This is a genomic window from Bradyrhizobium sp. SOJA106 (genome assembly GCF_059448745.1).
The window spans coordinates 1,146,655-1,160,749 of record NZ_CM182549.1 but is presented as its reverse complement, the minus strand read 5'-3'; the positions used below and the strand labels follow the sequence as shown (position 1 = coordinate 1,160,749).

General features: G+C 64.5%; 12 protein-coding genes and 1 pseudogene. 1 reads left to right on the top strand and 12 read right to left on the bottom strand.

All coding sequences use genetic code 11. The annotated features are described in order from the left end of the window. Positions 1-151: 151 nt before the first annotated feature. Positions 152-802 carry a TetR/AcrR family transcriptional regulator gene (locus AC5V87_RS05420; RefSeq protein WP_495370214.1) on the bottom strand — a complete coding sequence of 217 codons (651 nt, stop codon included), beginning with the start codon at positions 800-802 and terminating at the stop codon, positions 152-154. 106 nt (positions 803-908) lie between these two features. Here AC5V87_RS05420 and AC5V87_RS05415 point away from each other — a divergent pair, with 106 nt between their 5' ends. Further along, on the top strand, positions 909-1,553 hold the full coding sequence (locus AC5V87_RS05415) for a glutathione binding-like protein (RefSeq protein WP_456841010.1): 645 nt from the start codon (positions 909-911) through the stop codon (positions 1,551-1,553). A 228-nt stretch (positions 1,554-1,781) separates the two neighbouring features. Here the strand turns inward: AC5V87_RS05415 and AC5V87_RS05410 are convergent, their stop codons facing one another. The 11 genes and pseudogenes from AC5V87_RS05410 to AC5V87_RS05360 all read right to left on the bottom strand — a co-directional run bounded on the left by AC5V87_RS05410 (position 1,782) and on the right by AC5V87_RS05360 (position 14,078). Continuing rightward, the gene (locus tag AC5V87_RS05410; RefSeq protein ID WP_495370213.1) at positions 1,782-2,549 is read right to left on the bottom strand and encodes a substrate-binding periplasmic protein; all 768 of its coding nucleotides are present in this window, start codon (positions 2,547-2,549) and stop codon (positions 1,782-1,784) included. 37 nt (positions 2,550-2,586) lie between these two features. Next, positions 2,587-2,928, bottom strand: coding sequence for a c-type cytochrome (locus tag AC5V87_RS05405; protein WP_495370212.1), 342 nt, complete (start codon positions 2,926-2,928; stop codon positions 2,587-2,589). Positions 2,929-3,015: 87 nt separating this feature from the next. Continuing rightward, complete coding sequence (locus tag AC5V87_RS05400; protein WP_456841013.1) at positions 3,016-4,734, bottom strand: pyrroloquinoline quinone-dependent dehydrogenase; 1,719 nt, start codon at positions 4,732-4,734, stop codon at positions 3,016-3,018. Positions 4,735-5,034: 300 nt separating this feature from the next. After that, a pseudogene (locus tag AC5V87_RS05395) lies at positions 5,035-5,808 on the bottom strand (TRAP transporter large permease subunit); the annotation flags it as partial. A gap of 31 nt (positions 5,809-5,839) precedes the next feature. After that, a complete protein-coding gene (locus AC5V87_RS05390) occupies positions 5,840-6,433 on the bottom strand; it encodes a TRAP transporter small permease subunit (protein ID WP_495370211.1) in 594 nt (197 codons plus the stop codon). Between the two features lie 10 nt (positions 6,434-6,443). Continuing rightward, the gene (locus AC5V87_RS05385) at positions 6,444-7,442 is read right to left on the bottom strand and encodes a TRAP transporter substrate-binding protein (RefSeq protein WP_495370210.1); all 999 of its coding nucleotides are present in this window, start codon (positions 7,440-7,442) and stop codon (positions 6,444-6,446) included. Between the two features lie 33 nt (positions 7,443-7,475). Next, positions 7,476-9,134, bottom strand: a complete 1,659-nt coding sequence (locus AC5V87_RS05380; RefSeq protein WP_456841017.1) for a hydantoinase B/oxoprolinase family protein — start codon at positions 9,132-9,134, stop codon at positions 7,476-7,478. Positions 9,135-9,136: 2 nt separating this feature from the next. Then, positions 9,137-11,221 carry a hydantoinase/oxoprolinase family protein gene (locus AC5V87_RS05375; RefSeq protein WP_495370209.1) on the bottom strand — a complete coding sequence of 695 codons (2,085 nt, stop codon included), beginning with the start codon at positions 11,219-11,221 and terminating at the stop codon, positions 9,137-9,139. Positions 11,222-11,362: 141 nt separating this feature from the next. After that, the gene (locus tag AC5V87_RS05370; RefSeq protein ID WP_495370208.1) at positions 11,363-12,184 is read right to left on the bottom strand and encodes an NAD-dependent protein deacetylase; all 822 of its coding nucleotides are present in this window, start codon (positions 12,182-12,184) and stop codon (positions 11,363-11,365) included. Between the two features lie 37 nt (positions 12,185-12,221). Then, the gene (locus AC5V87_RS05365; RefSeq protein ID WP_495370207.1) at positions 12,222-13,352 is read right to left on the bottom strand and encodes a helix-turn-helix transcriptional regulator; all 1,131 of its coding nucleotides are present in this window, start codon (positions 13,350-13,352) and stop codon (positions 12,222-12,224) included. Positions 13,353-13,517: 165 nt separating this feature from the next. Next, positions 13,518-14,078: a hypothetical protein gene (locus AC5V87_RS05360; protein ID WP_495371829.1), complete on the bottom strand. Its 561-nt coding sequence runs from the start codon at positions 14,076-14,078 to the stop codon at positions 13,518-13,520. Positions 14,079-14,095 lie beyond the last annotated feature (17 nt).

Below are 14,095 nucleotides of genomic sequence, written 5' to 3'. Positions count from 1 at the left end.
TCGTTCCCGCAAACGCGGGAACCCATAACCCCACGGTGCGAAGCTGGTAGCTCCGAGCCTTCGCCAAACGTCTTCCTGTGGCTACTGCGACGAGTGCAAGCGCTCGCGCTGGGGTCCCGGGCTCGCGCTACGCGCGCCCCGGGACGACGGCTCAGGCTTTGGTGCCAGCTCCCACCATCACATCGATCGCGCCTTTCACGATGGCCTCGAGCTCCTTGCGCGGGACCCGGGCGCGCGAGCGGATGGCGATGGTGTGGACGGTGGCGGAGGCGATCTGCGCCAGCGCGAGCGGATCGGCGCTCTGCGGCAACTCGCCCTTCTCCTTGGCGCGGCGGAAGCAGCTCGCAAAAGCCTTGTCGAGGCCGGTGAGACCGTCGAGCACCATGGCGCGGATCTCGGGATCGCTCACGGCCTCGGACGCCGCCGTCACCACCGTGAAGCAGCCGCGCGGGCCGGTGTCGCCGGACAGATAGATGTCCAGCGCGGAAGCGTAGATGCGCTCCAGCCGCTGGCGTAGCGGCATCTCCTGGCGGAAGATCTCGATCATCGCCTCGCCGGCTTCGTCGCGATAGCGCTGGTAGCTCTTGATGTAGAGCTCGCGCTTATCGCCGAACGCGCCATAAAGGCTCGGCCGATTCATGCCGGTGGCTTCGCTGAGATCGTCGAGCGAGGTCGCGGCAAACCCCTGCTTGCGGAACAGGTCGAGCGCCTTGCCGAGCGCGACATCCGGCTCGTAGGCGCGCGGCCGTCCGCGGCGCTTAGGCTGATTGGCAGCAGCTGGCGGCTTCGATTTTTGTACCATTTCGCAAAATAATCCTTGACCGCCGATATATTATGCAAGATGGTACAAAAATCAATCTGGCCAGGTTGAGCGACACCCAAGAGGATTTTGCCCAAGGAGCCCCAGGATGGATCTTTATTTCTCGCCGCTCGCCTGCTCGATGGCGACCCGCGTCGCGCTGTATGAAGCCGGCGCCGACGCGAACTATCTCGAAGTCGATCCGCCGACCAAGAAAGTGCTGAACGACGGCACCGACTTCCGCACCGTGAACCCGATCGGCCTCGTGCCGACGCTCCGCACCGACGAAGGCGTGGTGCTGACCGAGAACGCCGCGATCCTGCAATACGTCGCCGACCGCTTTCCGCAATCCGGCCTCGGTGCGGCACAGGGCATCGAGCGCACCCGGCTGCATCAATGGCTCTGCTTCATCGGCACCGAGCTGCACAAGGGCCTGTTCATTCCCGTGCTCGACCGCAAGGCGCCGCAGGAAGCGAAAGCCTATGTGCTGGAGAAGAACCTGTCGCGGCTCGACTATCTCGACAGGTACCTGGACGGGCGCGAGTTCCTGCTCGACCATTTCAGCGTGGCCGACGCCTATCTCGTCACGGTCATCAACTGGACCATGGCGACGCCGCCGATCGAGCTTGCGAAATGGCCGAACGTGAAGGCCTATTACGAGCGGCTGCGCCAGCGTCCCTCGATCGCCAAGGCGATCGCGGAGGAGTTCGAGCTGTACAAGGCCGAGCAGGCGCGGAAGAAGGCGGCGGCCTAAAACACGATGAAATGAGGCTCGATTGCTGCAAACATGAAGGCGCGCTCCCTCTCCCGCCTGCTTGCGGGCTTGCGGGAGAGAGTTGGGGGAGAGTGCTTTTCCAATGGGACAATCCCCAACAGGAGAAAGCCCTCACCCGGCGCCTCGCGCCGACCTCTCCCGCAAGGCGGAAGAGGTCGACGAGCCGCGGCAATCGATTCAAGCAAAGCCGTTGCGTCGTGCAGCGCGCTATCTCGGTGCCTGCAGGACGATCCCATAGCGGCCGTAGATCCGATCGATCGTGCCGTCGCTTCGCAACCGCTCCAGCGCTCTGTCGATCGACTCGCGTAACGCATCATCCGGACGGATCATGCCGACCGCGACGTTCCAGTTGAGGTCGGCCACGCTCTCGTCGCGATCCAGGATCCGAAGCGCCTTGTCCGGATGGGTCAGATTGAAATAGCTCGCCGCGGTGGGCGTAACCGCAGCCGCATCGATCTCATGGTTCGACACGGCATCCAGGCTGTCGCTTTCGAAGCCGAAGGTCGACGTCGGCACCCGCCGTTGACCGATGATCATGGCTGCGATCGATCCAACCTGCACGCCCACCTTGGTCGCCTCGCTGAGGCTCCCGAACGAGGTGAGCGTGCTGGATGACGGCACAGCGAGTGCGACGCCCGTGCGGTAGTACGGTTTCGAGATCCGCAAGCGGGTTTCGCCTTGTGCTTCGCGGTCGGCGATCACGTCGAGAAGAATGTCACAGCCGGCGCTGCGCATCTGGTACTGCGTGATGATCCAGTCGAGCCGCAGTGAGACACCGAGCTCGCGCGCCAGCGCCCGTCCCAACTCGACCTGGAAGCCGGGCGGATCACCGGCCTTGCTCGCAAAAGGAAGCGAGTTGGGATGCGCGCACAGCCCGATCTCGCCACTCGCGCGGATCGCGTCCAGGGTCCGCGCCTGCGCAACTTCCGATAGGCCGATGGCGGCAGCGACGATAGCCAGCACAATTGCCTTCATTCCGCGTCCTCATCTGGATCGATCAGGTCTTGGCGGGTCAACCCGTGCGCGGCTTCAAGGCGCGGATATATTTGACGATCTGGTCGATCTGCGCGTCATTGAAGCTCTCGCCGAAAGCCGGCATCGCACCTTGCTTGCCGGTCTTGATGCGGTTGTGCAGAAACTCGTCGTCTCGCGGCGAATTCATCAGTTGCGGTCCCCGGCCGGCGGCCCGGCCGCCGTCGGAGTGGCAAAACCCGCAAGTCCCCGCAAACAACTGCTCGACGTCCAACGACCCGTTGTCCGGCGCGGGCGAAGGAGATTGTGCTTGAGCCACCACGACGCACAACAACGAAGCACCCAGCACCGCCGGGTACGACTTCAAATGCGCTTTCAACACGTCCGCTCCATCCCTGAATCACGCGACGGTCGCTGCGATCGACCGAGGAGCGGGCTCGCACCCGTTCCTCGGCAGATCTTTCGAGGACTATTTCAGGCTGAAGACGATGAGCGCGCCGTCGTCACGCGGCATGCTCTTGTAGGGACCACCGAAGTTTGGTGCATACTCGTCTGACAACATGCCGCCAAAGCCGGCTGTCACCGCAATGTATTGCTTGCCGCCAACGGAATAGCTGACGATGCCGCCCTGGTGGCCGGTGCCGTTGTTGTGGTTCCACAACTCGCCCCCGGTTTCGGCATCATAGGCGTGCAGGACGCCGCGGGAATCAGGCACGAACACGAGGTTGCCGGCAGTCGACAGCACGCTCCCGAGCGGCGGCTCGGGGTAGCGAACCTCCCATTTCTTTGCCCCGGTTATGGGGTCGCGCGCGTCGAGGTGTCCATAGATCTCACCGCCAGGAGGCGGCGCCATCTTGAAATCGGCGCCGATGTTGAGCTGAACCTGCGGCGTGGTGACGGGCGTCGTCTTCTGGATATCGAGCGTCATGCACCATTCCTGGCCGATCTTGTAGTAGAGACCGGTCTTCGGGCTGTACGACCCGGCGTTCCAGCTGATGCCGCCGCCGATGAACGGACACAGTGGCGGTTCGGTGACCTTCCCGACCGAGAAATCGCGACGGCCGATCAACGCGCCCGTCTTCGGATCGATATCCTTGACGAAGTTGATGTTCTCGACTAGCCGCCAGACGTTCTTCACGCCGAGATTGCGGTCGTAGACGAAGACGAAGCCGCCCTTGTTCGGGTGAACCACGTATTTCTGGCCGTCGCGCTCGAGCATCACGAACTCGCCGACGGCGCTGTCAAAGTCCCAAGCGTCGTGCGGCAGTTCCTGATGGTAGGATTTCAGCTTTCCGGTATCGATGTCGAGAGCGATGACCGAACTCGTATAGAGATTGTCGCCGGGCCGCGCACCTTGCGTCTTGTAGTCGGCGCCCGACCAGTCGTAGAGCGGCGCCGGGTTCGCCGTGCCCCACAGGAGGGTGTTGGTCTCGGAGTCATAGGTGCCCGGCATCCAGCCGCCGCCACCGCCGGTGCGCCAGGAATCGTTACCCCAGGTCTTCATGGCTTCGTCGGTGCCCGCGACCGTCAGGAACTCCCACTTCTTCTTGCCGGTGGCGGCATCGACGGCGAAGATCGGGCCGCGCCCCGGCCATTCCCCTCCTTGCGAGCCGATGATCACGCTGCCCTTCGCGTAAAGCGGCGCGCCGGTGAAGCCGACCGTGAGCTTCTGGGAGTCGATCAGCCTGGTTTCCCAGAGAACCTTTCCCGATTTCGCATCGAGACCGAAGAGCCGGCCATCCATCGTCCCGACGAAGACCTTGCCTTCACCAAGGGCCACGCCGCGGTTGTAAGGCGAATGGGTCTGTCGGCTGATGAGCGCCTCATCCAGCTCCGGAAAGAACGACCAGATCACCTCGCCCGTCGCGCCGTTCAGCGCAAAGACACGGCTGTAGGAGCCCGAATAGTAGAGCACGCCGTCGGCCACGAGCGGCATTGACTGCAGGCCGCGCGTCGATCGCCCGGGGATGTGCATCCAGGCTACGCCTAGATTGCCGATGTTGCTCGCATTGATCTGCGCGAGCGGGCTATAGTGATGCGATTTGTACGAACCGTGATAGGTGAGCCAATCGTTCTGACCGGCGGCCTCGATCCGGGCCGTATCCACGGATTGCGCCAACGCTGCCGACGCCGCAAGTGTCGCGCCGACAAGAACAGGTAAGCCCGAGCTAAGCCACTGCTTCCTCATATGCACTTCCTCCCGCTTTGTGTTTATTGCTTGGGTCTCGTGAACGCCGCTGCGAGGAATGTTTGCAGTTCAGTACGCGTCGATTGTTCTCCATCGGAGATGACCTGCCAATAGATCTCCCTCTCCCTCGGCACATATCGCCGAAGGAGCTGCGTTCACTGGCGTGATTGCTGTCGCACGTCTGCATGCACAGCGTACGACGGATTGCGGGGCATGCAAAGACGGAATGCGCGCGGGGGCGAATTGGCGCAGAAGCAGAAGGGGAATTGAAACGGCAGTAGCGCTGACCGTTCGATCCCCTGCTGCGCCGAGAACGCCGACGGCGGCGGCCTCCGAGGGAGTGGCGAGCCCGCCATACATCGAGCCCAGCACGCAGGCGATCAGGAACAGCGCCGGCGCGAGATCCTTGAGCGCGGCGAAGCGTTCGCCCCACGGCACCTGCGAGAGCTTTGCTTCCATCTCCGGCACCATCGAAGGCTTGAGCGAGGTGTGCAGCATCACCCAGCCCATGAAGGTTGCGGCGAGCAGCAGGCCGGGCAGCACGCCGGCAGTGAAGAGCTTGAGGATCGAGACGTCGCCGAGCACGCCATAGATGATCATGATGTTGGACGGCGGGATCAGGAAGCCGAGCGTGCCGGCGCCGGCGAGCGAGCCGATCGCGATGTCGCGGGAATAGCCGCGGCGCAGCAGCTCGTTGAGCGACATGCGGCCGATCACCTGCGTGGTTGCGGCCGAGGAGCCCGAGATCGCGGCGAAGATGGTGCAGCCGATCACATTCACATGCAGCAGCCGGCCGGGCAGAAGGCCGGCCCAGGGCGCAAGTCCCTGGAACAGCGAGCGCGACAGGCGGGTGCGGAACAGCAATTCGCCCATCAGGATGAACAGCGGCAGCGCCAGCAGCTCCTGCGTGGTCAGGATGTTCCAGGCATATTGCGGCAGCAGCTTGTCGAGCGGGATCGAGCGAAACATCGCGAGCAGCAGCGTCGCGGTGAGCGCAAGCGTGAGACCGATCCAGACGCCACCCGCCAGCAGCGCAAACAAAATCCCGAACAGGGCGACGACTTCGATGGTCATGGGATCCAAAATCCGATAGCGAGCAACGCGGTCATTCGACAGGCGAGGCCTTCATGCGGTGATCCTCCAGCGGCAGGCCGAGCACCGCCTGGATCGCGCGCGCCAGGAACTGAAGCGTCAGCAGCAGCATGCCGAAGGTGACGACCGCTTGCGGAAACCACAGCGGCGTGTCGCTCGAGGTCGAGACCTGGCCGCGCACGAAGGCGCTCCACGCGAACTTCGCCATGGACGAGGTCAGGAATGCCATGAAGGCAAAACCGGCCGCTGCCGAGAGGATCTCGATCGCCCGCTGCAGCGGGGGCGAGACGTTCTTCAGAAGCAGCACGACGCGGATGTGGCCGCCGACGCGTAGCGTCATGGCGGCACCGAAAGTGAACGAAGCCGCCATCAGGTAAGAGGAGTATTCCCAGGCGATCGAGATGGTCGGGGGGAACAACGACAGGAAATTCGAGAGGAAGCGCGTTGCGACCTCGCACAACATCAGCAGCGTCAGCGTGAGGAGACAGCCGCCGCCGATCCAGCCGTCGAGCCGGCCAAGCCGGTCGATGGCGTCGAGCAGGATGCGCAGCGGCGCCGGCGCCGCCGCGTTGAGACTTTGCGGATCCGCGGGCGAAACGCCGGTCATGAGCTCGACCTCAGCGCTTCATTTCTGCGAGATAGGCCCGTACCGGCTTGTCGGCCGCCGGCACGCGCTTGAGGAAGGCATCGAGCTGCGGGGCGGTCTTGGCCCGGATCTCCGTCATCATGGCGTCCGAGACCGGCACTACCTCCATGCCGCCCTCCTTGAGGCGGTTGAGGCTGTCGACATCGGCCTTCAGCGAATTCGCCCAGAAGCCCGGCTCCATCTTCGCTGCGATATCGGCGACGAGCTTCTGCTGGTCGGCGCTGCGCGCCTTCCAGGAATCGAGATTGACGGTGAGCATCTGCGACGACCAAACGTGATTGGTCGGATAGATGTATTTCAGGAACTCCCAGAACTTGCCGTCGACGCCGGACACCGCCGAGGTGGAGACGCCGGAGACCGCTCCCGATGCCAACGCAGGGATGGTCTCGCCCCAGGGAATCATCACGGGCGCCATGCCGACCACGGCCAGCATGTCGACCGCATTCTTGTCGGGGACGCGGATTTTGATGTTCTTCAATCCCTCGACGTCGGCGACCTTGGTCTTAAGATGCAGATACTGCGTCGGCCACGGCACGATGTAGAGGATCTTCTGGTTGTTGCGTGCGGCGACCTTCTCGTATTCGGGCCGCACATATTTGTGCAGCACCTTGAGCTCGTCCATCGAGCCGCAGAGGAACGGGATGCTCTCGACTCCCATGAACGGCTCGTCGCCGACCTGCTGGATGTTGAGGACGTCGGCGAGCGGCACGAGACCATCACGCACGGCGCGCAGGTGCTCGGGGCCCTTGAAGCCGAGCTGACCGCCGGCCTTCACGGTAATGGCGACGGAGCCATTGCTCTGCTTCCTCACTTCTTCCGCAAACGCCATCGCGTTCTGGGTGTGGAAATTGCCGTCCGGCCAGACCGTCGACATGTCCCAACTGACGGTCGCAGCCCGCGCGCGGGTCGAGATGTGCCCGGCGGCGAGTAGCGTGGCTGCGCCCGCGGTGAAGTTCCGTCGCGTGATCATCGAGCCCCTCCGTTTATCAAGCGCGCCGATGCATCAGCGCACGTACCCATACACCTCAGCTGCGTTGTCGGCGGAGACGAGACCGCTTTCGATATCGTCCTTGACTGCCGCGCGATCCCGCATCGTCGGCGCACCGATGCCGGCCCCGCCGGGCGTCATCACCACCAGCCGGTCGTCCGGCGGAACCTGCTGGAAACCTTTGCCGCGCAGCTTCTTGCCGGACTTGAGACCGACATAGCCGGCCTCGCCGTTCTTGCCGCCATCGCGGCCGCGCGGCGGATGATCGATGCGATCGAACGCCGCCAGGATGTCGAACGGCGCATCGACGCCGCTGCCGACCTCGATGATCTGACCGAGGCCGCCGCGGGTGCGTCCTGCCCCGCCGGAATCCGGGCGCAGCTCCTTGCGCCAGAAGATCAGCGGCGTCTGCGTTTCCGCGATCTCGACCGGCGTGCCGCGCACGCCGCTGGGATAGGCCGTCGCCGACAGTCCATCCTTGCTGAAGCGCGCGCCGGTGCCGCCGTTCGAGGTCACCGCCATCGAGAATCCGTAATTGCCGCCGACGCCGGAGCGGGTCTGGCCGCGCACGTTGAGATTCCACAGGCACGAGGTGCCTTCCGCCGGCACGCGCTCGGGGATGATCTGGCGCAGGCAGCCGAACACGACGTCGGGCAGCATCTGGCCGATGATGTGGCGCGAGGCGACCGGCGCCGGCTTCGGCGCGTTGAGGATCGCGCCTGAGGGCGCCGACACCGTCAGCGGCGAGAGCGAGCCGGCATTATTCGGGATCTGCGATGCGACGACGCAGCCGAGGCCGAACACGGTGTAGGCCGTGGTATAGGACAAGGGCACGTTGATGCCGAATTTCGACGCGGCCGAGGTGCCGTCGAAATCGACGTGGATGCCTTCATCCGAGATCGTCAACGTCGCAGCGAGCGTGACCGGCGCATCATAGCCGTCAACGACCATGGTGTTGCGCCAGCTGCCCTTCGGCAGCTTTGCGATCTCGGCCAGCACGGCCTCGCGCGAGCGGTCGCAGATGTAGTCGCCGAGCTCGTCGAGCGTGTCGATGCCGAACTCGGTCATCATCTCGACCAGGCGCTCGCAGCCCACATCGTTGCAGCCGGCGAGCGAATAGGTGTCGCCCTCGGTATCGATCGGAAGCCGCGTGTTGGTGCGGATCATCGCCATCAGCGTCTCGTTGACGACGCCCTGGTCGATCAGCTTCAGCATGGGGATGTAAAGCCCCTCCATGAACACGTCGGTGGCGTCGGGCCCGAAGCCGATGCCGCCGATATCCATGAGATGGCTGGTGCAGGAGAACAGCGCGACGATCTTGCCATCCTTGAAGCAGGGCGTGGTGACGACGAAATCGTTGAGATGTCCGGTGCCCATCCAGGGATCATTGGTGATGTAGGCGTCGCCCTCCTTCATCGTCTCCAGCGGGAAATGCGCGATGAAGTGTTTGACCGATTCCGCCATCGAGTTGACGTGACCGGGCGTGCCGGTCACCGCCTGCGCGAGCATGCGTCCCCTGAGGTCGAACACGCCGGCCGAGAGGTCGCCGCATTCGCGCACGATCGGGCTGAAGGCGGTGCGGAGCAGGACCTGAGCCTGCTCCTCGACCACCGCGATCAGCCGGTGCCACATGATCTGAAGGTCGATCAGGCTCGCGCCGTTTGCCTTGCTCATGATCAGGCTGCCTTCCGTTCCATGACGATGCTGCCGGCACCGTCGATATGGGCGTCGAAACTGGTGGAGACGAAGGTGGAAGTCTCGTCCTCCGCGATGACCGCGGGGCCCGCGATCGTTGCACCCGGCGCCATGTCCTCGCGGCGATAGAGCGGGATCTCGATCACCTCGCCGGCGCGGCCGTCGAAGAATTTTCGGCTGCCGGAGGCTTTGGCCGCGGGCTTGCGCGCGACGGCTGCAACGGGCGGCGGATTGCGCGCCTCAGTGGTTGCGAGCACCGACCAGCTCAACACCTCGATTGCGGCGCCTGGGATCGGACGTTCGAACATCCCGGAATAATCCGCCTCGAATTTCTGGCGCAGGCCGGCGAGATCGGCCGCCGTCAGCCGCCGGTTCGGCAGCTCGACGCTGATCTCGTGACCTTGGCCGACATAGCGCATGAAGGCGGCGCGGCGCTCCCGTACCGGCGCGCCGGCTGCGCCGGGCTCGACCAGCGCGCGCGCCTCGGTCACCATCTCCTGCAAGAGGTCGGAGACCGCCTCGGTGTCGAAATCGTCGAGCCGGACGTGCCGGCTGCGCACCAGCTCATAGGCGATCGGAGCTGCAAGAAATCCGACAGCCGAGCCGACGCCGGCGTTCGACGGCACGATCACGCGGGAGACGCCGATCTTCTCGGCGACGCGCGCCGCATGCAGCGGCGCGGCACCGCCAAAGGCGATCAGCGTGTGCTGGCCGACGATCTCGCCGCGCTCGACCGCGTGCACGCGCGCCGCGCTCGCCATGTTCTCGCAAACGACCTCGTGCACGGCGTAGGCCGCGGTCTCCGCGGAGAGGCCGAGCGGCGCGCCCACGTCGCGCAGCAGTGCCTGCTTCGAAAGCTCCGCGTCGAGCTTGATCGTGCCGGCCGCAAAGGCATCGGGATCGATCATGCCGAGGGCAACGTCCGCGTCCGTCACGGCCGGGCGCTGGCCGCCGCGCCCGTAGCAGGCGGGCCCCGGCTCGGACGAGGCACTCTCGGGGCCAACGGTGACGCGCTTCATCGCGTCGACATGGGCAATCGAGCCGCCACCGGCGCCGATCTCGACCATCTCGATCACGGGGATGCGCACCGGCAGGCCCGAGCCTTTGAGGAAGCGCGCGGCGCGATCGACCTCGAACACGCGCGAGGTTTCAGGCTGATATTTTTCGATCAGGCAGATCTTTGCGGTGGTGCCGCCCATGTCGAACGACAGCACCTTGCTCTCGCCTAGCCGTGCTGCGATCTGCGCCGCGAAGATGGCACCGCCGGCCGGACCGGATTCGACGAGACGTACCGGAAAGCGCCGCGCCGTCTCGATCGAGGTGACGCCTCCACCTGATGTGACGAGATAGATGGCGCCGCGGAACTGCTCGACCTGCAAGGCATCGGCCATCCGGGCAAGATAGCCGTCGATCAGCGGCTGCACATAGGCATTCGCAACCGCGGTCGACGTGCGCTCGTATTCGCGGATCTCCGGACACACGGCGGAGGACACGGTCACGGAGATGCCGGGCATTTCCTCGCTGATGATCGCAGCCGCGCGGCGCTCATGCTCGGGATTGGCATAGGAGTGCAGGAACGCGATCGCGACGCTCTCAACCTTCAGCTCGCGCAATTTCGGGACGAGCGCGCGCACTGCGGCCTCGTCGAGCGGGAGGCGGACGGCGCCATGGGCGTCGATGCGCTCAGGTACGGTGAAGCGCAGGGAACGCGGCGCCAGCGGTTTCGGCTTGTCGATCGAGAGATCGTACTGGTCGTAGCGGCTCTCGGTGCCGATATCGAGCACGTCGCGAAAGCCCTCGGTCGCGATCAGCGCCGTCCTGGCGCCGCGGCGCTCGATGATCGCGTTGGTCGCGAGCGTCGTGCCGTGAATGAAGACGTCAATGTCGCTGATATGGGCACGCGCATCGGTGAGAATGAGACGCATGCCGTCCAGCACCGCCTGCTCCGGCCGCTGCGGCGTCGTCAGCACCTTGCGCGTCTTGCGATCCTGCCCCACGTCCAGCACGATGTCGGTGAACGTGCCACCGATATCAACTGCAAGCCGCACCTCGGCTCCCTCAAGCATTCCACTATTCTCCGGCAGATCGTCAAAACCCAGGGCGAAAATGCAGCAATTTCCATGCCATCGAGCATGCCGAAAGCGCCGCGCCCGGCCATTCTGCTTGGCACCTATGCAATAGGCAAGACGTGTTCGTCTCGCGGCCCTTCAGAGCAGGAATGCAAGCGCCGCTTCGCAGCGCTCCTCGACCTTCAGCGTCAGGAGATCGTCGGCGCGGGTGCGGCCGAGATTGACGGCGGCGATCGGAATGTTGCGCTGCGCGGCCGCCTGCACGAAGCGGAAGCCGGAATAGACCATCAGCGAGGAGCCGACGATCAGCATGGCGTCGGCCTGCGCCAGATGATCGTGCGCGGTGGCGACGACATCGCGCGGGACGTTCTCGCCGAAGAACACGACATCGGGCTTGAGGATGCCGCCGCAGGCTTCGCAAGGAGGCACGTTGAAGGACGAGAAGTCGGCCTGCTCCAGATCGGCGTCGCCGTCGGGCGCGTCCGCGGCATCGAGCGTCAGCCATTCGGCATTGGCGCGGCCGAGCCTGTCCTGGAATTCGCTGCGCTGTGTCTTCGCCCCGCAGCCCATGCAGCGGACGAGATCGAGCCGGCCGTGCAGATCGATCACTTGCCGGTGGCCGGCGGCTTGATGCAGCCGGTCGACATTCTGGGTCAGCAACATGCCGCAGCGGCCGCCCGCCTCGAGCCGGGCCAGCGCGTGATGCGCATCGTTCGGCTTCGCCCGGCCGAAGCGCCGCCAGCCGATCAGGCTGCGCGCCCAATAACGCTGGCGCGTGTGCTGTTCCGACATGAAGGCCTGGACATTCACCGGCTGGGTCCGCTTCCAATTGCCGTTTCTGTCGCGATAGTCGGGAATGCCCGAATTGGTGCTGCAGCCGGCGCCGGTCAGCACGAACAGACGTTCGTGCCGGCCGACGAAATCCTGGAGCGGGGAATTTGCCAGCGGAGGGCTTGTCATGGCGCAGATGTAGTCCGCGCCGGCCGGTTTTGCCAGATCACTCCCGCGCCGGCGGCTCGAAGCCGGCGATCAGCTTGACGAACTCGCTCTGCCGGGCCGTGCCGGTCTTGCGGAACACATTGTGCAGATGCGTCTTCACCGTCGCCTGCGTCAGCCCGAGTGCCTCGGCCAGGGCCTTCACCCCGCTGACCTTCATCACGGCATCGATCACGCGGATTTCGCTCGCGGTGAGCTTGTACAGTTTTGCCAGGGCTTCAAGCGGCGGCGGACTCGCCAGCGAGGTCTTGCGAACGAAGACCGCTGCAATTGCCGAGTGCAGCGCGCCGGTGCGCTGGCGGTCGCCGGAGGTCAGCGGCAGCACGTCAGCGAACCAGCGGCCCTGAGATGTCGAGATCGGAATCGCGCCGCCACCATCGGCCACTGCCCTGCCGTTCTCGGCGGCAAGCAGCGCATCGCGGAACGCGCGCTGCGCATCCGCCCGGGCCGGGACTAACGCGCCGTTCCTCTCGGTGACCAACGCCCCCTCGTCCAGCATCGCGCGTCCCGGCGCATTCGTGAAGACAAGACGCCCGTTGGAGCCGACCAGGAAGACGGCGGCCGGCACATTGTCGAGCGTCTCAGTCAGCACTGACTGCGCCGTCTTGCTCTGGTCGAACAGCCGTCCGATGGAAACTGCGCGCTGGAAGTGGGGCACGATCAACGCAAACCGGCGGCGGCTCTCGGCGTCGACGAGGCCATCCTTCTCATGCAGCCGGACGCTGACAATCGACGAATGGGTCGCCCCTTTCTCCAGATTGACTCCCAGCGCATCGATTATGCCCTGCGGCTTCATCCACTCTTCATAGAAGCGTGTCTCTGCCATCTCCGCGAAAGGGACGAAGTCGGTGGACGCGTAGACGAGACCTGCCTCGCAGAAAGTGGCGGCCGGGAAGCATGGATTTAAGGCAAGATATTTCTCGAGATAGAGCTTTGTGTAGTGGGGCGCTTCATTGAAGAGGTGTAGTACCCCTGTTTTCTCGATGGCAGCATCGTGCCAGAACAGCGCTCCGGAGGAGCCGCCGACGAACAGGCACGCCTGCTCGAGGGCACGCGTCCACAAGGAGGGATCGAGCGCGGCGTCGTAGACGAGGCCGATCAGCTCTGAAAGCAAGGCGGCTTCAGACTTCACGATCAACTCTTCGTCACGAATGACATGCAGGGCATTGGCACATTCACTAACACTCTACCACAAGGTCAACGACAGCCGCAAAACTCGCGTGCACAAATGTTGAGACGCACGTTGCACGAGGAAGCGGCACGCGATCGCCGATCAATGCATTGCAGCCGACATCTGCTATTTCGCAGGCACGTTCGGTTTCGGCGGCGCGGACTGCTTTTGCGAAACCATCGCTTTGGCGGGCGCCGCTTCCGGTGCGGCGGGCGCGACAGGCGCGGACTGACCGACCGACAGCGACACGCCGAACACGCGCCATTGCCCTTCGACCGGCGCAAACAACAGTTCGAAATTCACCTGCGAGGGCACCGACGGGAAAAACCCTGCCATGTGCAGCAGACCGTTCGGCTCGATCTGCGGCAACAATGACAGTTGCGGATCGATGACGGCGACGCCGGAGAGGTCCAGCTTGTCGCCGCGCTGCTTGGCAAAAATTTCCGCGAGCTTTGCCGCGGTGTTTACCTGGAACCCGGGCGCGCCGAGATCGCGCAGCACGGTGTAGTTTCCGGTCTTGTTGGCGTGGTCGAGCGCGAGCAGCGTCGAGCGGATCAACATCAGCACGCCGTTGCGGTCGATATTGGCGGGCTTGGCCGCCTGCTGCTGTGGCGCTGCCTGGTGCGGCTGCGACGGGGTCTGCTGCGCAGACGTCGTCACGGCCCCCAGGAGCAGGAGCCCGATCATCAGAAGACCAAGCCCCA